Genomic DNA, 23,833 nt, shown 5'->3' with positions numbered 1-23,833 from the left:
AGTTACCCATGGCTGTTGAAACTAAAGATGTAGAGCAGGTCGCGCAGGAACTTAATCAGAGATTCTCTGAGTTTAAAGAGAAAAACGATAAACGCCTTGATGCGGTTGAGCAGGAAAAAGGCAAACTGGCTGGGGAAGTGGAGACGCTTAATGGCAAACTGACCGAGCTGGATAACTTAAAAGCCAGTCTGGAAGATGAAATTAAGTCACTTAAGCGCCCAGGTGGTGGTACCAACACCAAAGCAGCGACTGAGCACAAATCTGCCTTTATGCAGTTTGTTCGTAAGGGTAAAGATGATGGCCTACGTGAACTGGAGCAGAAAGCGCTAAATACCGGTACTGATGCCGATGGCGGCTATGCAGTGCCTGAAGAGTTAGATCGTACCTTGCTGGATATCCTGAAAAATGAAGTGATTATGCGTCAGGAATCCACTGTTATTACCGTGGGTACCAGTGACTATAAGAAACTAGTGAATTTGCACGGTGCAGGTTCCGGCTGGGTGGGGGAGCAGGCGGCTCGTCCAGCAACTGATACACCACAGTTGGCGCAAATTGTTCCTTTTATGGGGGAAATTTATGGTAACCCGCAAGCCACTCAAACCATGTTAGATGATGGTTTTTTTGATGTTGAATCGTGGATTAATAGTTCTTTGAGTCTGGAGTTCTCTGAACAGGAAGAGATTGCATTCACTAACGGAACCGGCGTCCTGAAACCAAAAGGTTTTCTGGCATACACCTCAACTGATGAGAAAGATAGCGTACGTGAATTTGGTAAGCTGCAACACCTTCTCTCTGGTGCTGCCGCTGCAGTGACCGCCGACAGTATCATTCAAATGATTTACACCCTGCGCAAAGTTCATCGCAACGGTGCTAAGTTTATGATGAATAACAACTCATTGTTCAAAATCCGCATTTTGAAAGATGAGCGTGGTGATTACCTGTGGCGTCCAGGCTTAGAGCTTGATCAGCCGTCTATGTTGGCCGGTTATGGCATTGCTGAAAATGAGCAAATGCCGGATATCGTTGCAGATGCCAAAGCGATTGCATTCGGTAACTTCAAGCGCGGTTACACCATTGTTGACCGTATCGGCACCCGTATTCTGCGTGACCCATATACCAATAAACCTTTTGTTGGTTTCTATACCACTAAGCGTACTGGTGGGATGCTGGCTGATTCTCAGGCTATCAAGCTGCTGAAAATCGGCGCTGCTGCATAACATTGCCAATTAATCCAATGGGGCCTGATGGCCCCTTTCTTTTGAGGTGTCTATGCACAAACTGACTAAAAACCTTGATTGGTCGCCTGACGGTTGCCATGTTGAAACCCTGCCTGCGGGTGAATATGAAGAGTTGCCCGCCCGCGTTCTGGTGATTGCTTCACAGTTAAGCATTCTGGAATTAGTTGACCTCCAACTGCCGGGTCAAAAAGCTGATGAGCAGCCAGAGCAGCCAGAGCAGCCAGAGCAGCCAGAGCAGCCAGAGCAGCCGGCGGACAAGAAAAGCAAAAAATAAGACCTCTGGGAGCTAATCATGATATTGGAAATTGATCAGATAAAAGCTCAGTGTCGAATTGATCCGGAATTTACCCATGAAGATGAGTTACTTAAACTTTATGCTGACGCAGCAGAAAAGAGAGTTACCAGCTACTTAAACCGGAATATTTATGAGGCTGAGGTGCCGGAAACAGATCCTGACGGGCTTATTGCCAGTAGTGATATCAAACTGGCTATGTTGGCGCTCATTAGTCACTGGTATGAAAACCGCTCATCAGTAAGTGATTACGAACAGTCAGAAGTGCCGATGAGTTTTTATTTTCTGGTCGGTTCCTACAGGTTTAGCCCATGACTCAACGCCGCTTCACTGAAATCAACGCCACTTATCGGCCACCGGCCCCCGGTGAACTAAACAAACGCGCCCAGTTCCGTACCCGCGAAGATGTTCCCGGCAACGGTCATATGGGTGTGGATACTGTTTATCACAATACATTCGATACCTGGGCCAAGCTGGCGGCGATAGGTGATTCTGTCCGTATTGGTTCGATGCAGATAGATGTCGCCATTACGCACCGCATTGTTATCCGCTACCGAACGGGCGTTACCACCGATGATGAAGTGGTAATTAATAAAATGGTTTACCGGGTCAAGGGAACCACCAACTTGAATGAAGCCAGCCGCTTTCTGGTAATCACTGCTGAAGAGCTGGGAACCGTGGAAGCTATCGGGGAGGGCCATTAATGGGCATTGAAAACTCAACCAGCGGTTTATATCTGCACGTCGATTTTGATAAACCGAAAGAACTGGAGTTCAACCAGAAGAGAGTCCGTAATGCATTCGCCAAGGTGGGTCGGGGTGTGCAAGACGAGGCGCGGCGGCTAGTGGCACGTCATGCCATATCAAAGGCTGGCGAAGCACCCGGCACCCGAACTGGCGGGCTATCACGATCCATCGGCTATAAAGTCCCCTCACCATCAGGCGGGCGTCCGGGCTTTATGGTGCGTATCGCTCCTAACCAAAAAGGGGGCAGGCGAGCAACCAGATTACCTTCTGGGGATGACTTCTATCCTGCGTTCTTGTTCTACGGTGTGAAAAGCAAAGCCAAGCGAGGCAGGAGCCACCGAAAAGGTGCTTCAGGGGGGAGTGGCTGGAAAATTGCTCCCCGTAAAAACTTCATGACAGAGGCGCTAGAAAATCGGCGCTTATGGGCTGAGAAAGTCCTGTTCAGCGCACTAAAAAAATCAGTGGTGGTTAAATGAAATTATCACTCGTTATTGCTGCCCTACGGCTACGTTGCCCGACATTTGAGGGGCGAGTGTCTGGGGCGGCAGAATATGAGCTGCTCCTCGAAAATGGCAAGATGGCACTACCCAGTGCATGGATTATCCCGACTAACGATACCGCTGGTGAGCAGCGCTCAAAAACGGACTATTGGCAGACGATTACCGATGGATTTGCCGTAGTTGTGGTGGTGAATAACAGTGCAGATCAGCGGGGCCAGAAAGCGGCATTTGATGCTGTGCATGATTTGCGCGCTGAGTTATTTAAAGCGCTATTGGGGTGGCAACCAGAACCGTGCTATGACCCGATTCAGTATGATGGCGGTAACCTGCTGGATACCAACCGCGCTCACCTTTATTTCCAGTATGATTTCTCTGCCCAAATTGAGATATCCGAAGAAGATACCCGCCAATGGGACGACCTTCAGCAACTTGAAGAACTGGAGAAAATCATGGTGGATGTCGATTTTATGACGCCTGACGGCACCATTGAACACAAGTTAAACATCCCCCTTAACGACGAGTAACCCCTTATGCATGTGATCCCCAAAGATGGCCGGTCAGTTCCTGACCCGGTTAGAGGTGACTTTTTGCCCGCAGAGGGCCGAAACGTTGATGAAAATATTTACTGGCACCGCCGGATAGCGTCAGGAGAAGTGACCGTTAAGGCCGCAGAACCTGAAGAAACTGCACCACCGGCACCCCTCGTTCAACCTGAGCAAAAGGCCAAAAAACAATGATCAGCTTTAACCACATCCCAAATGATTTACGGGTGCCGTTGTTCTTTGCCGAAATGGACAACAGCGCGGCGAATACGGCACAGGACAGCGGGCCTTCGCTCATTATTGCCCACGCGCTGGAAGACAGTTCGATTGAGAAGAATACGCTCGTTATTATGCCATCGGCAGACAGGGCGGGGCAGGTGTCCGGACGGGGTAGTCAGTTAGCCCGCATGGTAGCGGCCTATCGCGCGGTCGATCCCTTTGGTGAGTTATGGGTGGTTGCGGTGCCTGAAGTGGCGGGCGATCCGGCCACTGGCACCCTCACTGTCACCGGCACAGCGCAAGCCTCCGGCACATTGTCGATTTATATCGGCTCTATCCGAGTGCAAGTCGTGGTGACTGCGCTGGATACTCCGGCGATTATCGGTGCCAGTATTGCCGCTGCAGTTAACGCCCTGCTTGATTTACCTGTTACTGCAGTTGCGGCGGCGGGCGTCGTTACGCTTACAGCCAAAAATAGCGGTCTTACGGGTAATGGTTTACCCATCAGCCTGAATTATCGCGGCACTGTAGGCGGCGAACAAAACCCCTCCGGCGTGAATGTGGCGATCGCACCGATGGCGGGCGGTGCAGGTGCGCCAAACTTGTCTGCCACTATTGCCACCCTGGGTGATGAGCTGTTTGATTTTATCGCCTTCCCATTCAATGACTCGGCATCACTGGCCACAATCGGCAAAGAGATGAACGACGATAGCGGGCGCTGGAGCTGGTCGCGGCAGTTATACGGCCATGTCTATACCGCCAGGGGGGGTGATTTGTCGGATCTGGTGGCTTTTGGTGCCACCTTCAACGACCCACACCTGACCATTGCCGGTTATGAAACCGGCGTCCAGATGGCAACCGATGAGCTGATTGCAGCTCGCACCGCACGTAATTCGGTATTTATCCGTAATGATCCGGCACGACCTACGCAAACCGGCCTGTTAAATGACGCACTTCCGGCTCCGGTGGGGACGCGTTTCATTCTGTCCGAGCAGCAATCCTTGTTAACCCACGGCATCGCCACCGCTTACAGCGAGGGCGGGGTGTTGCGCATTCAGCGTGATATCACCACCTATCAGAAAAACAGCTACGGCAATGCCGATAACAGTTTCCTTGATAGTGAAACCTTGCATACCAGCGCTTACGTGCTGCGTCGCTTGAAATCGGTGATCACCAGCAAGTACCCACGCCATAAGCTGGCGAACGATGGTACCCGCTTCGGCGCAGGCCAGGCAATTGTCACGCCGAAGGTTATTAAGGGGGAGATGCTCTCCATTTATCGCCAGTTAGAGCGCGCGGGCATTGTTGAGAACTTTGAGCTGTTCAAGCAACACCTGATTGTCGAGCGCAACGCGGATAACCCTAATCGGCTCGATGTGCTGTTCCCACCTGATTATGTCAACCAACTGCGCGTGTTTGCGCTGCTTAATCAGTTCCGTCTGCAATATAGCGAAGAGGTGGCCTAAATGGCTCGAATTGGCGGCACGTGCTTTTTTAAAATTGATGGTCAGCAACTATCTCTGACCGGCGGCATTGAGGTGCCAATGAATACCGCGGTGAAAGATGATGTGATCGGGCTGGATGGTTCAGTGGATTACAAAGAGACTCACCGCGCCCCCTATACCAAAGGGACATTCAAAGTTCCGAAAGAGTACCCGATCAGCAAGATTACTTCCGCAGATACCATGACCATCACCAGTGAGTTAGCCAATGGTCAGGTGTATGTCCTTTCCAGCGCCTGGCTGCATGGCGAAGCGAACCATAATGCCGAAGAGGGCACGGTAGATATGGAATTCCATGGGCAAGAGGGCTTTTACCAATGATTGTGACATTAACCAGAGAAATTACCGTGGGTGGGGAAAAGGTCAAGGAGTTAAATATTCGCGCACCTGAATATGATGAAATTGCCAAGTTTGGTATGCCGTTCTCTTATTCGGATAACGGCAGCGCTAAAATTGACATGAGTTGTACGCTGGCATATTTACCGGTACTGGCCGATATCCCCCCTTCATCAGCTAAGCAAATATTACCGAAAGACTTGATCACTATCTCAATGCAGATAGTCGGTTTTTTTACGGCATCAGAAGTGTCGGTGAGCTAACTAGCCGCATTTATAACATTGCCTATTTTTGGCGCATGAACCCCCTTACCGTCATGGCTTGCCCGCTGTCCAAAATATTTGAGATGGAGGCGCAGGCCGAGCGCATTAATTCGGAGCTAAATAATGTCAGATAGTTTTCAGTTAAAAGCGATTATTACTGGCGTCAATAAGTTATCTCCGGCGTTGACCACTATGCAGAAGGATCTGCGTAAGTTTAAGGGGGAATTTAAAGACGTTATGCAAAGTGTGGCGATGATGGGCGCAGCCATTGGTGGTGCTTTCATTATTCCCATTAATCAGGCGATGGAATTTGAATCCTCTATGGCTGATGTGCGTAAGGTTGTGGACTTTGACACGCCTGCCCAATTTAAGGAGATGGGCGAAGATATATTGAAGCTTTCCACCGAACTCCCCATGGCTGCGAATGGAATCGCTGCCATTGTTGCTGCGGGTGGTCAGGCAGGCATTGCCCGCGCTGATCTGAAAGCTTTTGCGACTGATGCGGTGAAGATGGGTATTGCTTTCGATCAGACGGCAGAAGAGTCCGGCCAGATGATGTCGCAATGGAGAACAGCATTTAAACTGACTCAAAGTGAAGTAGTAACACTGTCAGATAAAGTTAACTACCTGGGTAATACTGGTCCTGCTAATGCGGCAAAAATATCGGAAATTGTGACTCGAATTGGCCCGTTAGGTAGCGTGGCGGGCCTTGCGTCGGGGGAAATCGCGGCAATGGGGGCGACTATCGCCGGGATGGGGGTAGAGTCGGAAATAGCCTCAACAGGCATTAAAAACTTTATGTTGTCGCTTACCTCTGGCACAGGTAAAGGATTAAAAGGGAAAGTATTAAAAGCGATAAAAATAGATCCAAAACAGCTGGCTGCGGATATGCAGAAAGATTCCAAAACCGCTATTTTGAAGGTATTGGATTCTGTCGCGAAATTACCCAAAGCTAAGCAGGCCGCTGCACTGGAAGCACTATTTGGTAGAGAATCGCTAGGGGCTATTGCACCTCTGTTAACCAATATGGATTTACTGAGGGAGAACTTTAAAAAAGTTGCAGATGCTCAGGTTTATGCGGGTTCAATGCAAAAAGAGTATGAATCCAGAGCGGCAACCACAGCCAACGCAGTTAAATTACTGAAGAACCAGTTAGAGATCGCCAGTATTACTCTCGGAGACATGTTCCTTCCTTATATTACCGAGGGTACTAAAGAGCTTAAACCACTTTTAGAACAATTCCGCCAATGGGTGAAAGCCAATCCTGAATTAATAAAGACAGTCTTTAAATTAGGCATTTATTTAATTTCTGTTGCCACTGGCGTTACAGCGGTCACGAAAGCGATCGGCGTCATGAATTTCGTCACCAAAATGTCACCGCTGGGTAAGTTACTTACGCTGCTGATCGGTGCGGGTGCGCTGATTGTGGCTAACTGGGATACGGTGGGGCCGGTATTTAAAGAGGTATGGAACCAAATTAAGCCCATCGTCGATCTGGTGGGTGGCTGGGAAGGGGCAATGAAAGGGCTAGCGCTGTATATGGCAGGCGATTTTGCTTTCTCATTTTTGAAAGGGATTAATGCTGGTGGCGCAGGTGTTAGAGGACTTAATGGTGCACTAAAAACGCTCATCTCTTATGGTGGTCAAATGGTCACTATTGGTGTGATTATCAGCTTGTTTAAGCAACTGGATGACCTAAGTAAAGAGTCTCAGGCCACCAATAAGTCTAAAGGGGATATTCTGGTTGATAGATTGAAAAAAGGGGAGCAGGACAGGGGCTACACTGGGTTTATTCCGCGCATGAAAGAGCTGCTAAATATGGATGGCAGTCAAAACTCTAAGGTGCCATTAGCTTCAGCTCGACCTCAGGCAGTCAATGGAGAAATTACCGTTAAATTTGATAATGCCCCTCCGGGCATGTCCGTCACCGAATCCAGGACTAGCCAGTCAGGTTTTGGTATTGGCTACGATGTTGGCTATAACCGCTTCGCTAATAAGTAATTGATAACCCACTGACCCACTTCGGTGGGTTTTTTTCGCCCGGAGAATGTATGAGCTGGAAAGATAAGCTATTACCGGCCTCGTTTCGTGGTGTGCCATTTAAAACGCAAGAGGATGAGGCCACTTTCGGGCGCAGGACGCAAACCCATGAATACCCCAACCGCGATAAACCTTACTCCGAAGATCAGGGGCGGGTGACACGGCGCGATACTATTTCAGCCTATCTGATAGGTGATGATTACCAGGCACAACGTGATCAACTGATTACCGCCATTAACCAGGCTGGGCCGGGGAAACTGATCCACCCGCAATATGGCGAGCTAAATGTCTGTATCGATGGTGAGGTAAGCATTAGCCATAGAGCCTCAGATGGCCGTATGTGCACCATCAGTTTTAATTTTGTTGAAGCGGGTGAACTCTCTTTCCCCACCTCCGGTGTTGCCACTGGCCAGAAGCTGGTTTCCTCCTGTGATGCCATGACCGATTGTGTCACTGACGCGTTCGGCAAGGATTTTGGGCTGGAGGGGATGGCTGACTTTATCCAGAACGGTGTTATTAATGATGTCAGCGACATGATGAACACCGCGATCAAAACCTTTGATCGTGTGAATTCGGCTATTGCTGACGCGGGCCGCTTGCTGGATGGCGACTTGTCGGTGCTGCTGATGCCACCCAGCTCCGGCATGAATTTCGTTAACCGCCTGCAACGTATGTGGCGTTCGGGCAATAGTCTGCTGGGTAACAGTGGCGACATCATCAATAAGATTAAGGGGCTGAGCGGGTTTACTGTCGGTCGTGATCTGGCTCCACGCGGGGTATGGAAAACCGACAGCAAAACCATCCAGACCCAGACCACCCAGCGCAATGTGGTGGCGCAAGCTATCCGCACCACCGCCCTGACTGAAGCGGCACAGAGTTTGGCCGATCTGCCGCAGGCCCGCCCGCCACTGAATGCCACGGTGACTCCACAGGCGCAACTGCCGCTGGTCACTCATCCGGCGGTAACGTCTCTCAGCGACGCTGTTGCCGTTATCCCGCCAGTGACTTATGAGTCATTAACTGAGATCCGCGACACACTGAATACAGCCATTGATCAGGAGTTGCTACGGGTGACGGATGATGCTTTATTCCTGGCAATCAACACCGTGCGCGCTGATGTCAATCGCGATATCAGCATGCGGCTCGAGCAGATAGAAAAAACCACCTTTCGCACCCCTGATGAAGTGCTGCCCGCGCTGGTGCTGTCGGCTGATTGGTATGACTCGGCGGCGCGCGAAACCGACATTATCGGTCGCAATCAAATCACCCATCCCGGCTTTGTGCCGGTGAAAACGCTACAGGTGCCGATCCGATGAATAACGATGTCACATTGCGGGTCAATGGCCGCGAGTGGGTAGGCTGGACTTCGGTCTCTATCTCGGCGGGTATTGAGCGCCTGGCCCGCGACTTTAATGTAGAAATTACCCGCCAATGGCCTGGTAGTGAAGAGGCCGGACACCTGCAGCCAAGAGTGAAAAAGGGCGATGCGGTCACAGTGTTGATCGGCACTGATCTGGTGGTCACCGGCTATATCGATGCCACGCCAGTGCGCTATGACGCCCGCTCGGTGTCGGTGGGTATTGTTGGTCGCAGCAAAACCGAAGACCTGATCGACTGCGCCGCCCTGATAACTCAGTTTACCGGGCGCTCTTTTGTCCAGATCGCCACCCAGCTTGCCGCCCCCTTTGGGGTCTCGGTGGTCAATGCCGGAGTGGAAAACACGCCCATGCAGGGGCTGCAGGTGGATTACGGCGAAACTGTGGTGGATGTGCTGGATAAGATGATGGGCATTCAGCAGGTACTGGCCTATGACAATCCAGCCGGTGCATTGGTGATTGGCCCGGTGGGAGCCTCACGCACTATTACCGCGCTGGTGCTGGGGGAAAATATCATTTCCTGTGACACCGAACAGAGCATTAAAGACCGGTTTTCTGAATACGTGGTAGCGGGCCAGCGGTCGGGCAATGACGACGATTTTGGTGCTGCCACTATCAATGCCATCCGGGCTAAAACGGTAGACGGTGGCGTCAGCCGCTATCGACCGATGGTGATCAAGCAGAGCGGTAATGCGACGGGTTCCTCGGTGATTGAACGCAGTCAGTTTGAAATGCTACGGCGGGCGGCGCGTACTGATGAGGTGACCTATACGGTGCAGGGCTGGCGGCAGGGGAACGGCGATTTATGGTCACCCAATCAACTGGTCACAGTGTTTGATCCGGTACTGGGCTTTAACAACCGCGACATGTTAATCGCAGAAGTGACTTACAGCAAAAACGAGCAGGGAACCATTACTCAGCTGCGGGTTGGCCCGCCTGATGCTTACTTACCAAAACCGCCTAACCCTGACAAAAAGCGCCGTAAAAAAGCCGAAGAGGACGAATTCTAATGAGTAGATTATTCGCGGGTTTGCAGCGCGGGCTATCCAATATGCTGGTGCGCGCGGTAGTGCGCCGCCTGGACTCCAGCAGTAAAAACCAGGTGCTGCAAATCCAGATGATTGCCGATGAGTTGAAAGACAACATCGAACACCTGGAACCTTATGGCTTTACCAGCGCCGCCCACACGGGCGCGGAGGCGTTCGCCGCTTTCCCCGATGGTGACCGCTCGCACGGGGTGGTGTTGGTGGTGGCTGATCGTCGCTACCGGATTAAGGGGCTTAAGTCTGGCGAGGTGGCCATTTATAGCGATGAGGGCGATAGCATTATTCTCAAGCGCGGCAACCAAATAGAGCTGAACACCAAACAGTTTATTGTTAACGCCGAAGAAAAAGCAGTATTCAACACGCCGCTCATTGAAGCTACCGGCGAGATTAAAGCCGTCGGTAACATTGAGTCTGCGGCTGATATTAAAGATAAAACCAGCACCATAGCGGCTATGCGTGACCAGTTCAATTCGCATACTCACCCACATGGCGAACCGAATACTGACAAGCCTAACCAAAAGATGGAGTAACTCATGATCCTGATGGTGAATGGCCAACAACAATCAGCCTCCACGCCCACTGATAACTTAACTCGCGCAGTGATTATTTCTCTTTTCACCTGGCGTCGTGCTGATCCGGATGATGATTCAGAACTGCCGATGGGGTGGTGGGGTGACAGCTATCCCACGATACAAAATGACCGTATTGGATCGCGTTTGTACTTGCTTCAGCGCACCACACTGACCAATAACACCGTCGAACTGGCCAGAGGCTACTTAGAGCAGGCGCTAGCCTGGCTAAAAGACGACGGCATAGTTTCACGAATAGTCATCAATGTGCAGCGACGCGGTGCCGAGATACTGACCGCCGAGATAACCCTGTATCGCAACGATGGCCGTTCTCAGCTAATCACCTTTGATGATTTATGGAGTGCACTCAATGGCTGACAGCGGATTTAACCGCCCGACACTTCCCCAGCTCATTACCCAAATTCGCAGTGACCTTAATTCTCGCTTCCAAACTGATGCTGTTCTGCGTCGTACTGACACCGAGGTTTACAGCCGAGTGCATGCAGCGGCAGTGCATACGGTTTATGGCTACATCGATTATCTGGCTCGTAACCTGCTGCCGGATCAGTGCGATGAGGATTGGTTAGCGCGCCACGGCAATATGAAGCGCTGCCCACGCAAGCAGCCCGCAACGGCGACCGGTTTTGTGCGTTGGGAAGGGGTAACAAATGGTATTGAGATCCCTGCTGGTGCAATTATCCAGCGGGATGACTTACTGGAATATACCACTACTGCAGCAGTGACCTCTGTTGCGGGAGTTTTGCAGGTACCGGTAATGTGCTCTGTCACTGGCACTCAGGGGAATACCGATGATGGCATCAGTATGGTACTCACTCAGCCTGTTAACGGATTACCCTCATCGGCGGCAGCTGACGGTATTGAAGGCGGTACCGATATTGAGCCAGTGGAGGAGTGGCGGGCGCGGATAATCGAGCGCTGGTATTACACCCCACAGGGCGGTGCGGATGGTGATTATATTATCTGGGCCAAAGAGGTTCCTGGCGTGACCCGCGCTTGGACTTATCGCCACTGGATGGGGGCCGGTACGGTAGGGGTATTGGTGGCTAACAGTCATCTTGAAAACCCCATACCCGATAATTCAGTTATTACTGCTGTTCATGACCATATATTGCCATTAGCTCCGGTGGCAGGTGCCAGTCTATTTACCTTCCCGCCAGTGGCTAAAATTGTGCCATTCAATATTCGCCTGACCCCAGACACGGCTGAAGTACGTTATGCCGTGCTAGCGGAACTGCGGGCCATGTTTCTGCGTGATGGTATCCCCGGAGGAAAGCTGGCTCACTCACGCATAAATGAGGCGATCAGTATTGCTACAGGGGAATACAACCACGTTCTTTTGAGTCCGGTAACTGATGTTGCACTGGCTGCGACCGAATTGCCCATTGTGGGGGAAGTCACGTGGAGCTAACCGATGGTTATACCCAGCTATTAAAAAACCTCCTACCACGAGGCCCGGCATGGGAGGGAGACGATCCCCTACTGCTGGGGTTGGTTCCGTCTTATTCCCGCGTGCATCAGCGCGGGGATGGCTTAATGGTCGAGATTGACCCGCGCACCACCACCGAACTGATCGACCGCTACGAGCAGCTAACCGGCTTACCCGATTCCTGTGCTCCTGCAGGAGTGCAGACTTTAGCCCAGCGGCGGCAACGACTTGACGCCAAAATCAATATTATTGGTGGGATTAACAAGTCTTTTTATCTGGCGCAATTGGCGGCTCTGGGTTATCCGGATGCCACCATTACACAGATGGAAAACGACATATTTCGATGCACTTCTACCTGTATTGACTCGCTCTATTCAGAGGAGTGGCGTTATTACTGGCAAGTCAATATGCCGTATAGCACGCAAACCAACAATATGACGTGCCTTTCCATTTGCACCGACAGTCTGCGTGTGTGGGGCGATACGATTGCAGAGTGTGTCATTAACAAGCTTTGCCCCTCACATACTTATGTCATTTTCCAATATCCGGAGTAACCCTTTATGCATCGTATAGATACCCCAACCGCCCAGAAAGATAAGTTTGGAGCGGGCAAGAATGGCTTTACTCGTGGCAATCCACAAACGGGAGTTCAAGCGACAGCACTCGATGACGATTACTTTGATGCGGTACAAGAAGAAATTGTGGGTGTCATTGAGGGGGCGGGTATTGCTCTCAATAAAGCTAATCGCACACAACTATTGACGGCATTGAAAAAACTGTTTTTGCAGTCAGGCAATAATCTCTCTGAAATCAAAGCTGCAGGCGCGCCAGCTATAGCCGCTACATTGAGCAATATTGGGGCGCTATCGACGACTGGCACTGCCGCCGCAGCGACAAAACTGGCAACAGCCCGAAAAATCGGTGGTGTAGATTTTGATGGCACTAAAGATATTACTTTGCCGTTTATTAATACCACCGATACAAATATTCAATTACCTGGCACGTTATCGGCATTAAGCAACATCACAACGACTAACGGTCACCTCATCGCTACTAACGGTAATATTGCTTGCAATAACGGCAACTTATATGCCGGTACGGGAGTTGCATCTGGTGTGAATGTTCAGGCAGCTAAAAACCTAATAGCCGGTGAAAATCTCTCAGTAGGCGGGCGCGCTGATATCACTGGTGATATACGTGGTGGGCGCGTTCTGTCTAAATCTGATGTTATTGTTGGGGAGGGTCAAGCGGGAGGTTATGCGCTTATTAGCTCTACCGGCAATATCAATGGTTCCCAGTTTGGCGGTTGGCTATCAACACGCACAGCCCGCGCATTTGCCGTGTTCAGTGGTACAAGTGGGGCAGTGTCTGGCTCTGTAGGAGTTACCAGTGTGACCCGAAATGCCGTAGGGACTTACACCATTGTTTTTTCAAGCCCCATGCCGGGAACATATGCGGTTTTTGTAGGAACAGACACTGCTAATAGGCTTGATATACATCAACCGAGCGTTCAGTCAAAAACAGCGACTTCTTTTCAGCTTCTAACATCAAATGACGGCGGTACAAGTTATGGTCTTGCAGACTTGGCATCCGTTCAAATCGTCGTTTTCAGCACAGGAATATAACACATGAAAGACTTAGATATTATTACTGATGGCGAAGTGACAGATAATGCACTGTTGGTTGTTGAAGAAGAGATTATTTATGAAGATTTGTTCGTAGTTGTATACGAAGATGAACTGGGTCTGTCAGTAGTTAACTTTAACAGCCAGGACAGCCTCGATTCATTTAGCCACGATGATTATTTCCTCATCATTGAGCGCAGCAAATTACCAGACCAAAAATACCAGGCAGCCTGGGAATTTAATGGTAACCGTGATGACATTGTTGTTAATCAGGAAAAGCTCAAAGCGATTTTAGTTTTAGATGCTGAGAGAATGAGAGAGCACAAATTGTCACTCGTTCGTGCTGATATAGACGGACTACAGTCTGATTTGATATTGGATATCATTACTGACGCTGACCGCGAAAAATTAGTTTCGGTTAAGAAATACATTATCGAATTGAAGAAGTTAGATTTATCAACTGCGCCGGATATTAAGTGGCCAGTAGCGCCAAAGTAACAATAAAAGCCGGGCTTAATGGCCCGGTAATTTTTTATAAATCACTGAGATTGAGTGGGGAGTGATATCTTTAGCTTTTCATATGCATTTTTTATCATAAACTCAATATATGTTAACACCACACTTGTAATGAATGAAGTTAATGTAAGCAATAATAGTATAAATGGAGCATATCTAACGGAATAGATTACTTCTGGCGTGTAGTAGTAGCAGAAAAATGAATGAGTCAGCCACATATACATCGAGTATTTTCCAAGGGTGGCAACCACGGCGTGGTGGGTGGTTCTTCTATATATATCACATACTATAATTACAAATAGTGGCGATGATAAAATCAAACCGAACATATCAAAAGCATAGAACAAACCAATAATTAATATTATAGATATTCCATTGAAATATAATTTATTTATATTATTATAATAGTTGATTATTCTTTTGTTTTGTTTTCCAAATAAATACCCCATAAGGAATGGATATAACCATATCAGAAGTACGATAAGGCCACCGTGTTGCTCAAAGAAAAAGCCTATAACTATAGATGCCAAAGATATAACAAATAGAGCGACTGAGGGTAGTTTTGATATTATAGGTAGAGCGAGAACATACACCACATACAAACGGATAAACCACCATTCCCCATTGTAATCTGAAGAGACTCCCACTATGTTTTTAACTAGTCTGATTGGAGAACTATCATTCCAGTCATTACTTACAAATAAAAAACCTATTGGAATAAAAACAATAAACACTAACCAGAAGCTGAAATATAATTTCTTTAATTTTTCAATGGAGTATTTGAAACTAATTTTACTTTTAAAAGAATACCCGTAACCTGATATAAATAAAAACATAGCAACACATATTTTCCCAAATGAAGCTATGAAGTTATCAACACTCTCTCCAATAAAAGGAAGCGAGTTAATGATGTTTGCATCTTGAGGGATGCGGCCAGGGAATGCGAATAGATGATGTGTGAGCATCAAGATTATAGCTATTCCTTTAATATAGTTGCTCTCATTCTTTGTAATAATCATGATTAAGCCATTGATAAAACGAATGGTTCATAGTTTCCCATACTTTTTTTTACTGTCAATGTTTCAAACTATATCGACATTGGTTTTTGGGAGCAGAACAATAGGTGCAGTGTTGGTCTGTCACGCAGGGCTTAATGGCCCGGTCTATTCTTGTTCGTGACTGGCAGTTTAAGGCTGAAACCAATCATCAGCACTTTCCCACGTATCCTTCAAAATCTCTTCGACCGTCTTTTTATCCTCGCTAGCCCCGCCAAGCACTGTTAACCCATCGGCACCCGCAAATCTAACTTTCACATCGACATCGTCAAACTTCCTACTGAGTCGTTTATCCAGTTCTTCCGTTAGAGCATTGGAGTACCCAACGGGGAATTTTTTAATATTCAGCTTATCTATGGTCACTTCAACACGTAGCATATTTTTTCCCTCAGCTGTGATAGTGGGTTTTGGTGTTAACATCTTCAATACCAGACTCGATATAGTCCACTCGCCTCTGTAGTTCACTAATCAGCTTTTTGGCGGCATCCAAACGAATCATGACTTGTTGGTCTGGGTAATGCTCTGGTTCAATCTGTCTGAATCCGGTGAGAGTATCAGTGAATGACGAGCGCATGAGGATGAACTCACCAAAGGCGCTGTGAGCCGTATCAAAAGAAGTCAGCTCTCGCATCCCGGTAAACTCATCTTTATGATTTATTGCCATGGTATCACCTCGCTAATTTACTGTTTAAATGTACAGTAAAATGAAAAGAGAATTCAATCTGTTTTTACGGACACCGATCGATAAGATACTAAATATTTACTTCTTCACTTCGCCACTCATCCTTTTATAATGCCCACGCTGACAGGTATACTCCACTTTTAGCAGTGAACAATAAACCGGATAATGAGCCGGATAAAATAAAGAATATTACAAATGAAAAGTAATTTAAATCAATCACTTAATATAATTAATGCGTATTTCGCTGCGGAATAAATCATGGATTGGTTTACCTTGGGTCCTGCGGTTTTAGGGATATTATTTTTAGTCGCTTTATTGGCCGGATTTATTGATTCCATCGCCGGTGGCGGCGGGTTGCTAACCGTTCCGGCACTGCTGGCGGTGGGATTACCTCCGGCACAGGTATTGGCAACCAACAAGTTGCAATCTGTTGGCGGTTCATTCTCCGCCAGCCTTTATTTTATCCGCCGTGGGGCGGTTAATCTGAAGGAACAAAGGCTTACTATTGCTCTCACTGTGGTGGGATCAATATTAGGCGCCATTTTAGTCCAGCATATGCGAGCCGATATTCTGCGGCAAATTCTGCCACTGTTGGTCATAGGCATTGGGGTCTATTTTCTGGTGACCCCCAAGCTCGGAGAAGTTGACCAACAACGCCGTCTGTCGGCAGTGCCCTTCGCCCTAATCGCTGGCGGTGGTGTGGGTTTTTATGATGGTTTCTTTGGCCCCGGAGCCGGTTCTTTCTATGCTCTGGCTTTTGTGACTTTGTGTGGCTTTAATCTGGCGAAATCTACGGCTCACGCCAAAGTGCTCAATTTCACCTCTAATCTCGGTAGCCTGATTTTCTTTATTGTCGGCGGCAAAGTGGTGTGGAGTATCGGGTTGGTGATGCTGGTGGGGCAAGTCCTGGGCGCACGCCTGGGGGCTCATATGGTATTGACCAAGGGTCAGAAATTGATTCGCCCAATGATTGTCGTGGTGTCATTCGTCATGAGCTGCAAGCTACTGTATGACAGCCACGGTGCCGAGATTACCGCCTGGCTAGGATTACACGTTTTTGCCTAATAATTTGTTTTGCATAACTGAAAGTATCAAAAATAGCAGCGAGCTTGAATGCCGCTGCTGATACCGCTTTTACGGACTCAAGCATGACTCATGATTATCAACAATTAATCGATATTTTTAATAGCTGTTTTAGTGATGAATATAATACACAATTGGTGAAAGGCGATGATGAACCCATCTATCTACCCGCCGATGAACAGTTTTCTTATCATCGGGTGATTTTTGCTCATGGTTATTACGCCAGCGGTATGCATGAAATCTCCCATTGGTGTATTGCCGGGGAAGAGCGCCGCAAATTAGTCGATTTTGGCTATTGGTATTGCCCCGATGGGCGCGATGCATTAACTCAAAGCCAGTTTGAAGTGGTTGAGATCAAGCCACAGGCACTGGAATGGATGTTTTGCGTGGCAGCCGGTTTCCCGTTCAATGTCAGTTGCGACAATCTGGAAGGTGATTGCGAGCCAGACCGCATCACATTTCAACGAAAAGTGCGCGAACAGGTATTGTGGCATTTGGAAAAAGGAATATCCCCACGACCTGCGCGCTTTATTCAGGCGCTACAATCGTTTTACAATACGCCATCATTCACGGCAGAGCTTTTCCCTTATCCGGAAGATTTAGCTTAGTTTTCTGTCCGGCTGAAAATCCATTATTTTTGGATATAAAAAATGAATATATTGAGGAAACGATGATCGCAGAGTTTGAAACGCATATCCTGGCGCAGATTGATGACATGGTAGAGCACGCCAGTGATGATGATTTATTTGCTGGCGGTTACCTACGCGGCCATTTGACATTGGCAGTGGCTGAATCTGAAGCCTTTGGTGAACACACCGCTGAACAGCTACACACACGGGTGCAAACCAGTCTGAATAAAGCCATCAAAGCCGGTGAGCTTTCCCCTCCAGATCAGGCTTTAGTATTGGGGTTGTGGGATCGTTTATTAGAAAACGCCCAGTTGCCACACTAAATATTTTACTTAATAGCCCTCAACTCAGGCAGCTAATAAGCTAGCCAGGACGGGGAAATGTGCCGAATGGGTCGTAACGGCGTAAGCCGTCGGAGCGCCCATCGGTGCAGTCACCCCATCAGTCTTTGGACATGCAGCAACTTCAATAATACTTATCCAGAGATAGTTGAAGCACGCTGTTGTACCGGCCTGCCTTTCAGTAATTTTCGAATCCAGAATCGGTTAGGATTCAGTGCCGCCAGCGTGGTTGCATCTAATGGCTGCGGTTCGCCAAACATTTGTGCGGCCAGAATTTCTGCCACTAATGGTGCGCTGCACAAACCGCGTGACCCCAAAGCACCCACCATAAATAGCTCTGGCCACACCGGCGCGAGGGGAATGTCTTCGTCATGCTGGATTTTACGCGGCAAATCCTGGTATTGCGCCAGTGTGGCACTGTAATCCGGTACTGCGCCCACCATCGGCAAATGGTCACGGATAGCACAACGCACGCCACAGCGCGCCTTATTATCACTGATATCCACCTGTTGCGGCCAACTGACATCAGGCAGGCAGCGTAACAGGCGATCCCGATTTTCTTGCTGTTCGTCGGCACGAAAATCAGTCGTAACATCACCGCGCTGATAACTGGCACCAATACAGTGATGCTGATTGGCGGGGTTCACTGGTGTCAGGTAACCGTCATAGCACAGCACTTGCCGCAACTGGCTGAGTACCGGCGTGGTGGGAATGTGTGAAACCTGCCCACGCACAACCGACAGCGGCAGATGCCGTGTTTGCTCCCATTCGGGTAAGCGGTGGCCGGTGGCCAGCACCACAGTGGCATGTTGTCTGCTTGCCTGCGGTTGTTTGTTTGCTGTTGATTGCTTATTGTTTGCTATCGATTGCTTAAATGTGAGCTGCCATTGCCCGTCAATCCGCTCTAGCTGATGCAGTTCATGCTCATAGTTGCAGGTCATGCCCTTTTGTTGCGCCAGCGCCATGAGCTCGGTGGTGAGGTCTGATGGGCACAGCCAACCACCGGCGGGGTAGTGGATACCATCGTGAGCGCAATCTAACCCAGCCAGCACACTGAGTTGTTCACGACTCATCGCTGCGGCAAGTGATGCCGGCCAATCGGTTTGCAGCATTTTATCAATCTTGCCACGGCTTTTAGCATCAAAGGCTAACTGGCTGACACCGCACCACTGATGATCAAAGCGGATACCTTGCTCAAGTAATTGAGAGTATTGGCGGCGGGCAAAGGTAAAAGCACTGGTGAAAAAGATTTCCAGAGCATCATTTTTGCCGTTAAGCAGCGGGTAAAGTGCGCCTTGTCGGTTGCCTGATGCACCTTGGGCGGGTAGTGCGTCGGCGCAATAAAGTGTCACTTTGGCACCACGGCGCAGTAACGCTAGTGCGGTTAAGGCGCTGACAATCCCTCCGCCGATAATGGCGATATCATCACAACGGGTGGCCGATGGCCGGTGATACCAAGGCTCCGATTGGGTATTAAGGCGTTGTGGCAGTATGCCGGTTAGCATCTCACGTTTCTGGCCAAAACCTTTTATTTTAGCGACATCAAACCCAGCTTGTTGCAAGCCACGGCGCACAAATCCGGCCGCCGTAAAAGTGGCGAATGTGCCGCCGGGCCTGGCCATCCGTGCCATGGAATTAAACAGCACATCATTCCACATATCAGGGTTTTTAGCCGGTGCAAAACCATCAAGGAACCACGCATCCACCTGATTATTCAAGCTGGAATCTAACTGGGGCAGCAGGGTATTCACATCACCAAACCACAGGTCCAGCGTGATAGCCCCCTCAGCCAGTAAAATACGGTGGCATCCGGCCAGCGGCAACGGCCACTGAGCACGGAGTTGTTCGGCAAAACAAGCCAGTTCTGGCCAGCGCTGATGGGCGGCGGCTAAATCAGCGACCTGAAGTGGGTATTTTTCGAAACTAATATAGTGTAAACGTTGCAGTTTAGCTGCGGGATGAAGCTGGCGAAACTGGGCGAAGTCACGCCATAATGTCAGGAAATTCAACCCGGTACCAAAACCCGTTTCCGCAAAAACACAGTTATTACGCGGATGTTGTGCAAAGCGCTCGGGAAAGCCATTTCCCTTGAGAAAAACGTAGTGAGTCTCTTCTAATCCATCTTCATTAGAAAAATAGATGTCACCAAACTGTTCCGATACAGGTGTACCCTGTTCATTCCAGCTTAATGTTGCCGTTTGGATTGGGGGGTGGCTCACGTTGAAAGACTCATATCTCAAGGGGTAGGGCGATTCTAACTATGTGACCCGCTGCGTGCAAATCGTAAAATTATCTGGGTATATTACGCTGATCGGACTTGTTCGGCGTACAACTGTACGCTAAAGTGCGTTGCAAAATCCCGAATGTAAAATAAGTGGAAGAGGTATTGAATGAAGCGTGCAGTCATTACTGGCTTGGGTATTGTATCCAGCATTGGTAATAACCAGCAGGAAGTTCTGGCATCTTTACAGGAAGGCCGCTCTGGCATTACTTTCTCTCAGGAATTTAAAGACGCAGGCATGCGCAGCCATGTGTGGGGCGACGTAAAGCTCGCACCTGAGACCATTACAGAAAATATCGACCGTAAAGTGCTGCGCTTTATGAGCGACGCCTCTGTTTATGCTTATCTTTCCATGAAACAGGCCATTGAAGATTCTGGTCTGACGGAAGAACAAGTCTCCAATTTCCGCAGTGGGCTGGTCGTCGGCTCTGGTGGCGGTTCACCACGTAACCAGGTTGCCGGTTCTGATGGCATGCGCGCGAAAGGTTTGCGTGGCGTAGGCCCTTATATGGTGACTAAAGCCATGGCATCCGGTGTCTCCGCGTGTCTGGCAACACCTTTTAAAATCAAAGGCGTAAACTATTCCATCAGCTCCGCTTGTGCGACCTCAGCACACTGTATTGGCCATGCGTTGGAACTGATCCAACTGGGCAAACAGGATGTGGTGTTTGCTGGTGGCGGTGAAGAACTGTGCTGGGAAATGTCCTGCGAGTTCGATGCCATGGGTGCATTGTCGACTAAATACAATGAAACTCCGGCGAAAGCATCCCGTACCTATGATAAAGACCGTGATGGCTTCGTCATTGCTGGCGGCGGCGGTATGGTTGTTGTTGAAGAACTCGAACATGCTCTGGCACGTGGCGCACATATCTATGCTGAGATAGTGGGTTACGGCGCAACGTCAGATGGCGCTGATATGGTGGCCCCATCAGGTGAAGGCGCAGTACGTTGCATGAAGATGGCGATGGACGGCGTTGATACACCCATTGACTACATGAACGTACACGGTACTTCTACTCCTGTGGGTGATGTGAAAGAGTTGGGTGCGATCCGCGAAGTGTTTGGTAATAACACGCCAGCTATCTCCTCAACCAAAGCCATGACCGGTCACTCTCTGGGTGCCGCCGGTGTGCACGAAGCTATCTTTAGCTTATTGATGGTTGAGCATGGCTTTATTGCTCCAAGCATTAATATTGAAAATCTGGATGAGCAGGCTGCGGGGATGAATATCGTCACTGAGCCAACCAAACGTGAGCTGAACACTGTTATGTCTAACAGCTTCGGTTTCGGTGGCACCAACGCTACCCTGGTTATGCGTAAATACCAGAAATAAGATCAATCGCAGATATTTCTGCTGCATGATCGTTAATAATTAGGCCTGCGAGAGATCGCAGGCTTTTTTATTCGCTATAAAATAAACACCGGTTCCAAAATAATCTCATTGTCATGTAAATATATTTTTTTGTTAAATTTGTCTTTTTGTCAAAAAGAAGCCAGCTAGATCACACGTTATTCATAAAAATATCTTATACTAAAAATCCTATATTGATAACATTGTAAAAAGTAGGTGATTGAATACTAAAGTATTAAGGTAAATCTTATCTGTTTTTAATGCATTTATATTCTTTTAAAGTCAAATTTAGAGTTAAAAAACCCTTGCCTGCTCAAAAACGTTAATTCACAATATTAGAACAATAATTAAACAAATCTATTTTTGCTTTCTAATTTACCAACACAGCAGGGTAGTTTAATGAGCCATAATCAAAGTGATCAGAAGTTTAAGATTGCCGATTTAAATGAGCGCGTCGTTCATGAAATTCTCGAAGTGATAAGTGATGGTATCTGGGATTGGAACGCCAACAATGGATTTGTTTACCGTAATACCGGCTGGTATGAAATGCTGGGATATCCGGCCCATGCTTTTGAAAATACCGTGCACACTTGGGAGAAAATTATCCATCCCGATGATTTTGAAAGGGTTATGTTTCAGTTCGATGCGTATATAAATCAACAAGCCGAAAGATATCAGATTGAATACCGTTGCCGAACCCATGATGGCGACTATATCTGGATTGAGGATCGCGGCAAGGTGATTGAGCGTAATAGTGATGGCACAGTATCCAGAATGATAGGCGCTCACCGGAATATCCATGACAGAAAAAATCGTCTTGAAAAATTGGAATTAAAAAATAAAACCCTGGAAGGGTTAGTCGAAGAACGAACTGCTGAGTTACGTGAAAGTAATTTTCAGTTGCAACAGCAATTAGATATTAAAAAAATTCTTTCTGAAACGGATGTATTAACCTCTGCTGCAAATCGTTATTTGTTGGAGAAAGTTCTCAAGCATGAATATAACCGCGCTAAGCGTTTTTGCCAGTCGCTATCATTACTTTCATTGGATTTAGATAATTTTAAATCTATTAATGACAAATACGGCCATTTAGTGGGCGACTTAACCTTGACACATATTGTTGATGTTATTAGGAATAACATTAGAGAGATTGACGTTTTAGGCCGTTGGGGGGGCGATGAATTTATGATTGTCTTGCCTAATACACAATTAACTGAGGCTAAAAGCATTGCTGAGAAAATCAGGAAGCTGGTTGAGATCATGCCGGTGGATGGCAATATTCATGTCACAATGAGCCTGGGTGTTGTTGAGTTGGAACAAAATGAATCACAGGAGCAATTACTCATTCGTGCAGATAAAATGCTCTATAATTCAAAGGCAGCAGGCAAGAATATTATTAGTGGTTGATATCCCTGGCCCGCGATGCCGTTGGTTTTAGGTATTATTATTGCTGAAGTGCATATTGAGCCGCAGCTTTAGCATGTATCGCCGTGGTATCAAACACCGGCACAGTGGCATCTTGTGCATTAACCAATAGGGTAATTTCAGTACAACCAAAGATAATCCCTTGTGCGCCTTGCTCCTCTAAATGGCCGATGATACGGCGATACTCCTGACGTGATGTTTCACTGATTATGCCAAGACATAGCTCTTCATAAATAATACGATTAATAATTTCGCGATCCGCACTGTTCGGCGTAATCACGGCAATATCATGTTTCTCGATTAAACGGCCACGGTAGAAATCTTGCTCCATGGTATAGCGGGTGCCGAGTAAACCGATCTTATTGATCCCTTGTTGCTTTATTTGCGCTGCAGTGGCGTCGGCAATATGCAATAAAGGTAATCCACTGGCTGTTTCAATATCATCTGCCACTTTGTGCATGGTGTTGGTGCATACAACTATAACCTCGGCCCCTGCACATTTTAAGGACAGCGCGGCATCGGATAGCACCTGGCCCGCAGTTTGCCAATCACCTTTGGTTTGCAACTGTTCAATCTCATGGAAATCCACACTGTAGAGAATGATCTTGGCGCTGTGTAATCCGCCTAATTGTTCTTTAACGTGTTGGTTGATCATCCGGTAATAGGGGATAGTTGATTCCCAACTCATGCCGCCAATAAGGCCCAAAATCTTCATCATTATTATTCCTA

28 protein-coding genes and 1 pseudogene are annotated in these 23,833 nt (G+C 48.1%); 24 read left to right on the top strand and 5 right to left on the bottom strand.

What is annotated here, in order from left to right:
- Positions 1 to 8: 8 nt before the first annotated feature.
- From FTB31_RS04140 to FTB31_RS04050, 19 genes are all read left to right on the top strand, one after another.
- Positions 9 to 1,217, top strand: a complete 1,209-nt coding sequence (locus FTB31_RS04140) for a phage major capsid protein (protein ID WP_227731127.1) — start codon at positions 9 to 11, stop codon at positions 1,215 to 1,217.
- 52 nt (positions 1,218 to 1,269) lie between these two features.
- Positions 1,270 to 1,512: a hypothetical protein gene (locus FTB31_RS04135; RefSeq protein ID WP_227731126.1), complete on the top strand. Its 243-nt coding sequence runs from the start codon at positions 1,270 to 1,272 to the stop codon at positions 1,510 to 1,512.
- A gap of 18 nt (positions 1,513 to 1,530) precedes the next feature.
- Complete coding sequence (locus FTB31_RS04130; protein ID WP_227731125.1) at positions 1,531 to 1,845, top strand: head-tail connector protein; 315 nt, start codon at positions 1,531 to 1,533, stop codon at positions 1,843 to 1,845.
- Positions 1,842 to 2,234, top strand: coding sequence for a phage head closure protein (locus tag FTB31_RS04125; RefSeq protein ID WP_019081892.1), 393 nt, complete (start codon positions 1,842 to 1,844; stop codon positions 2,232 to 2,234). The genes FTB31_RS04130 and FTB31_RS04125 overlap by 4 nt, the downstream gene beginning before the upstream one ends.
- Positions 2,234 to 2,752 (top strand): hypothetical protein, encoded by a 519-nt coding sequence (locus tag FTB31_RS04120; RefSeq protein ID WP_227731124.1) that lies wholly within the window; start codon positions 2,234 to 2,236, stop codon positions 2,750 to 2,752. Before FTB31_RS04125 ends, FTB31_RS04120 begins: the two co-directional genes overlap by 1 nt.
- The gene (locus FTB31_RS04115; protein ID WP_227731123.1) at positions 2,749 to 3,300 is read left to right on the top strand and encodes a phage tail terminator protein; all 552 of its coding nucleotides are present in this window, start codon (positions 2,749 to 2,751) and stop codon (positions 3,298 to 3,300) included. The genes FTB31_RS04120 and FTB31_RS04115 overlap by 4 nt, the downstream gene beginning before the upstream one ends.
- Before the next feature lie 6 nt (positions 3,301 to 3,306).
- Complete coding sequence (locus FTB31_RS04110; protein WP_019081889.1) at positions 3,307 to 3,513, top strand: DUF2635 domain-containing protein; 207 nt, start codon at positions 3,307 to 3,309, stop codon at positions 3,511 to 3,513.
- Positions 3,510 to 5,003, top strand: a complete 1,494-nt coding sequence (locus FTB31_RS04105) for a phage tail sheath subtilisin-like domain-containing protein (protein WP_227731122.1) — start codon at positions 3,510 to 3,512, stop codon at positions 5,001 to 5,003. The genes FTB31_RS04110 and FTB31_RS04105 overlap by 4 nt, the downstream gene beginning before the upstream one ends.
- Entirely contained in the window at positions 5,004 to 5,360 is a 357-nt protein-coding gene (locus FTB31_RS04100) for a phage tail tube protein (RefSeq protein ID WP_227731121.1), read from the top strand.
- Positions 5,357 to 5,638: a phage tail assembly protein gene (locus tag FTB31_RS04095; RefSeq protein ID WP_050164151.1), complete on the top strand. Its 282-nt coding sequence runs from the start codon at positions 5,357 to 5,359 to the stop codon at positions 5,636 to 5,638. The genes FTB31_RS04100 and FTB31_RS04095 overlap by 4 nt, the downstream gene beginning before the upstream one ends.
- Positions 5,639 to 5,761: 123 nt before the next feature.
- The gene (locus FTB31_RS04090; protein WP_227731120.1) at positions 5,762 to 7,639 is read left to right on the top strand and encodes a phage tail tape measure protein; all 1,878 of its coding nucleotides are present in this window, start codon (positions 5,762 to 5,764) and stop codon (positions 7,637 to 7,639) included.
- A 50-nt stretch (positions 7,640 to 7,689) separates the two neighbouring features.
- On the top strand, positions 7,690 to 8,994 hold the full coding sequence (locus tag FTB31_RS04085) for a DNA circularization protein (protein WP_227731119.1): 1,305 nt from the start codon (positions 7,690 to 7,692) through the stop codon (positions 8,992 to 8,994).
- Positions 8,991 to 10,064 carry a phage baseplate assembly protein gene (locus FTB31_RS04080; RefSeq protein WP_227731118.1) on the top strand — a complete coding sequence of 358 codons (1,074 nt, stop codon included), beginning with the start codon at positions 8,991 to 8,993 and terminating at the stop codon, positions 10,062 to 10,064. The genes FTB31_RS04085 and FTB31_RS04080 overlap by 4 nt, the downstream gene beginning before the upstream one ends.
- Positions 10,064 to 10,630, top strand: coding sequence for a phage baseplate assembly protein V (locus FTB31_RS04075; protein WP_227731117.1), 567 nt, complete (start codon positions 10,064 to 10,066; stop codon positions 10,628 to 10,630). The genes FTB31_RS04080 and FTB31_RS04075 overlap by 1 nt, the downstream gene beginning before the upstream one ends.
- A 3-nt stretch (positions 10,631 to 10,633) precedes the next feature.
- The gene (locus FTB31_RS04070) at positions 10,634 to 11,047 is read left to right on the top strand and encodes a phage GP46 family protein (protein WP_227731116.1); all 414 of its coding nucleotides are present in this window, start codon (positions 10,634 to 10,636) and stop codon (positions 11,045 to 11,047) included.
- Positions 11,040 to 12,098 (top strand): baseplate J/gp47 family protein, encoded by a 1,059-nt coding sequence (locus FTB31_RS04065; RefSeq protein ID WP_227731115.1) that lies wholly within the window; start codon positions 11,040 to 11,042, stop codon positions 12,096 to 12,098. The genes FTB31_RS04070 and FTB31_RS04065 overlap by 8 nt, the downstream gene beginning before the upstream one ends.
- The gene (locus tag FTB31_RS04060; protein ID WP_227731114.1) at positions 12,089 to 12,670 is read left to right on the top strand and encodes a YmfQ family protein; all 582 of its coding nucleotides are present in this window, start codon (positions 12,089 to 12,091) and stop codon (positions 12,668 to 12,670) included. The genes FTB31_RS04065 and FTB31_RS04060 overlap by 10 nt, the downstream gene beginning before the upstream one ends.
- Before the next feature lie 6 nt (positions 12,671 to 12,676).
- Positions 12,677 to 13,741, top strand: a complete 1,065-nt coding sequence (locus tag FTB31_RS04055) for a hypothetical protein (RefSeq protein WP_227731113.1) — start codon at positions 12,677 to 12,679, stop codon at positions 13,739 to 13,741.
- Between the two features lie 3 nt (positions 13,742 to 13,744).
- The gene (locus FTB31_RS04050; RefSeq protein ID WP_227731112.1) at positions 13,745 to 14,239 is read left to right on the top strand and encodes a tail fiber assembly protein; all 495 of its coding nucleotides are present in this window, start codon (positions 13,745 to 13,747) and stop codon (positions 14,237 to 14,239) included.
- A gap of 41 nt (positions 14,240 to 14,280) precedes the next feature.
- Here the strand turns inward: FTB31_RS04050 and FTB31_RS04045 are convergent.
- The 3 genes and pseudogenes from FTB31_RS04045 to FTB31_RS04035 form a co-directional block, all read right to left on the bottom strand.
- Positions 14,281 to 15,195 (bottom strand): annotated as a pseudogene (locus FTB31_RS04045) (acyltransferase family protein); the annotation flags it as partial.
- Positions 15,196 to 15,444: 249 nt separating this feature from the next.
- Positions 15,445 to 15,690 carry a DinI-like family protein gene (locus FTB31_RS04040; RefSeq protein ID WP_050151397.1) on the bottom strand — a complete coding sequence of 82 codons (246 nt, stop codon included), beginning with the start codon at positions 15,688 to 15,690 and terminating at the stop codon, positions 15,445 to 15,447.
- Positions 15,691 to 15,700: 10 nt separating this feature from the next.
- Positions 15,701 to 15,976, bottom strand: a complete 276-nt coding sequence (locus FTB31_RS04035; protein WP_227731111.1) for a hypothetical protein — start codon at positions 15,974 to 15,976, stop codon at positions 15,701 to 15,703.
- Between the two features lie 276 nt (positions 15,977 to 16,252).
- On the opposite strand from FTB31_RS04035, the gene FTB31_RS04030 reads away from it, so the two are divergent.
- The 3 genes from FTB31_RS04030 (at position 16,253) to FTB31_RS04020 (ending at position 18,029) form a co-directional block, all read left to right on the top strand.
- Positions 16,253 to 17,059 (top strand): sulfite exporter TauE/SafE family protein, encoded by an 807-nt coding sequence (locus FTB31_RS04030; protein WP_050078383.1) that lies wholly within the window; start codon positions 16,253 to 16,255, stop codon positions 17,057 to 17,059.
- An 83-nt stretch (positions 17,060 to 17,142) separates the two neighbouring features.
- On the top strand, positions 17,143 to 17,685 hold the full coding sequence (locus FTB31_RS04025; protein ID WP_227731110.1) for an elongation factor P hydroxylase: 543 nt from the start codon (positions 17,143 to 17,145) through the stop codon (positions 17,683 to 17,685).
- Between the two features lie 62 nt (positions 17,686 to 17,747).
- Complete coding sequence (locus FTB31_RS04020; protein ID WP_227719395.1) at positions 17,748 to 18,029, top strand: YfcL family protein; 282 nt, start codon at positions 17,748 to 17,750, stop codon at positions 18,027 to 18,029.
- Between the two features lie 152 nt (positions 18,030 to 18,181).
- Here the strand turns inward: FTB31_RS04020 and mnmC are convergent, their stop codons facing one another.
- Positions 18,182 to 20,266: a bifunctional tRNA (5-methylaminomethyl-2-thiouridine)(34)-methyltransferase MnmD/FAD-dependent 5-carboxymethylaminomethyl-2-thiouridine(34) oxidoreductase MnmC gene (mnmC, locus tag FTB31_RS04015; RefSeq protein ID WP_227731109.1), complete on the bottom strand. Its 2,085-nt coding sequence runs from the start codon at positions 20,264 to 20,266 to the stop codon at positions 18,182 to 18,184.
- Positions 20,267 to 20,437: 171 nt separating this feature from the next.
- Here mnmC and fabB point away from each other — a divergent pair, with 171 nt between their 5' ends.
- Complete coding sequence (gene fabB, locus FTB31_RS04010) at positions 20,438 to 21,661, top strand: beta-ketoacyl-ACP synthase I (RefSeq protein WP_050078376.1); 1,224 nt, start codon at positions 20,438 to 20,440, stop codon at positions 21,659 to 21,661.
- A gap of 417 nt (positions 21,662 to 22,078) precedes the next feature.
- Positions 22,079 to 23,086: a sensor domain-containing diguanylate cyclase gene (locus FTB31_RS04005; protein ID WP_227722005.1), complete on the top strand. Its 1,008-nt coding sequence runs from the start codon at positions 22,079 to 22,081 to the stop codon at positions 23,084 to 23,086.
- A gap of 37 nt (positions 23,087 to 23,123) precedes the next feature.
- Here the strand turns inward: FTB31_RS04005 and FTB31_RS04000 are convergent, their stop codons facing one another.
- Positions 23,124 to 23,819 carry an aspartate/glutamate racemase family protein gene (locus FTB31_RS04000; protein ID WP_227719399.1) on the bottom strand — a complete coding sequence of 232 codons (696 nt, stop codon included), beginning with the start codon at positions 23,817 to 23,819 and terminating at the stop codon, positions 23,124 to 23,126.
- Between the last annotated feature and the right edge of the window lie 14 nt (positions 23,820 to 23,833).

Source organism: Yersinia proxima, assembly GCF_902170785.1.
GTDB classification, from domain to species: Bacteria; Pseudomonadota; Gammaproteobacteria; order Enterobacterales; family Enterobacteriaceae; genus Yersinia; species Yersinia proxima.
This window is presented reverse-complemented; position numbering and strand designations above follow the sequence as displayed.

Bases quoted from the DNA above. Each gene is read 5' to 3' on its own strand.
- FTB31_RS04140 (WP_227731127.1), top strand. From the start codon at position 9: ATGGCTGTTGAAACTAAAGATGTAGAGCAGGTCGCGCAGGAACTTAAT.
- FTB31_RS04135 (WP_227731126.1), top strand. From the start codon at position 1,270: ATGCACAAACTGACTAAAAACCTTGATTGGTCGCCTGACGGTTGCCAT.
- FTB31_RS04130 (WP_227731125.1), top strand. From the start codon at position 1,531: ATGATATTGGAAATTGATCAGATAAAAGCTCAGTGTCGAATTGATCCG.
- FTB31_RS04125 (WP_019081892.1), top strand. From the start codon at position 1,842: ATGACTCAACGCCGCTTCACTGAAATCAACGCCACTTATCGGCCACCG.
- FTB31_RS04120 (WP_227731124.1), top strand. From the start codon at position 2,234: ATGGGCATTGAAAACTCAACCAGCGGTTTATATCTGCACGTCGATTTT.
- FTB31_RS04115 (WP_227731123.1), top strand. From the start codon at position 2,749: ATGAAATTATCACTCGTTATTGCTGCCCTACGGCTACGTTGCCCGACA.
- FTB31_RS04110 (WP_019081889.1), top strand. From the start codon at position 3,307: ATGCATGTGATCCCCAAAGATGGCCGGTCAGTTCCTGACCCGGTTAGA.
- FTB31_RS04105 (WP_227731122.1), top strand. From the start codon at position 3,510: ATGATCAGCTTTAACCACATCCCAAATGATTTACGGGTGCCGTTGTTC.
- FTB31_RS04100 (WP_227731121.1), top strand. From the start codon at position 5,004: ATGGCTCGAATTGGCGGCACGTGCTTTTTTAAAATTGATGGTCAGCAA.
- FTB31_RS04095 (WP_050164151.1), top strand. From the start codon at position 5,357: ATGATTGTGACATTAACCAGAGAAATTACCGTGGGTGGGGAAAAGGTC.
- FTB31_RS04090 (WP_227731120.1), top strand. From the start codon at position 5,762: ATGTCAGATAGTTTTCAGTTAAAAGCGATTATTACTGGCGTCAATAAG.
- FTB31_RS04085 (WP_227731119.1), top strand. From the start codon at position 7,690: ATGAGCTGGAAAGATAAGCTATTACCGGCCTCGTTTCGTGGTGTGCCA.
- FTB31_RS04080 (WP_227731118.1), top strand. From the start codon at position 8,991: ATGAATAACGATGTCACATTGCGGGTCAATGGCCGCGAGTGGGTAGGC.
- FTB31_RS04075 (WP_227731117.1), top strand. From the start codon at position 10,064: ATGAGTAGATTATTCGCGGGTTTGCAGCGCGGGCTATCCAATATGCTG.
- FTB31_RS04070 (WP_227731116.1), top strand. From the start codon at position 10,634: ATGATCCTGATGGTGAATGGCCAACAACAATCAGCCTCCACGCCCACT.
- FTB31_RS04065 (WP_227731115.1), top strand. From the start codon at position 11,040: ATGGCTGACAGCGGATTTAACCGCCCGACACTTCCCCAGCTCATTACC.
- FTB31_RS04055 (WP_227731113.1), top strand. From the start codon at position 12,677: ATGCATCGTATAGATACCCCAACCGCCCAGAAAGATAAGTTTGGAGCG.
- FTB31_RS04050 (WP_227731112.1), top strand. From the start codon at position 13,745: ATGAAAGACTTAGATATTATTACTGATGGCGAAGTGACAGATAATGCA.
- FTB31_RS04040 (WP_050151397.1), bottom strand. From the start codon at position 15,690: ATGCTACGTGTTGAAGTGACCATAGATAAGCTGAATATTAAAAAATTC.
- FTB31_RS04035 (WP_227731111.1), bottom strand. From the start codon at position 15,976: ATGGCAATAAATCATAAAGATGAGTTTACCGGGATGCGAGAGCTGACT.
- FTB31_RS04030 (WP_050078383.1), top strand. From the start codon at position 16,253: ATGGATTGGTTTACCTTGGGTCCTGCGGTTTTAGGGATATTATTTTTA.
- FTB31_RS04025 (WP_227731110.1), top strand. From the start codon at position 17,143: ATGACTCATGATTATCAACAATTAATCGATATTTTTAATAGCTGTTTT.
- FTB31_RS04020 (WP_227719395.1), top strand. From the start codon at position 17,748: ATGATCGCAGAGTTTGAAACGCATATCCTGGCGCAGATTGATGACATG.
- fabB (WP_050078376.1), top strand. From the start codon at position 20,438: ATGAAGCGTGCAGTCATTACTGGCTTGGGTATTGTATCCAGCATTGGT.
- FTB31_RS04005 (WP_227722005.1), top strand. From the start codon at position 22,079: ATGAGCCATAATCAAAGTGATCAGAAGTTTAAGATTGCCGATTTAAAT.
- FTB31_RS04000 (WP_227719399.1), bottom strand. From the start codon at position 23,819: ATGAAGATTTTGGGCCTTATTGGCGGCATGAGTTGGGAATCAACTATC.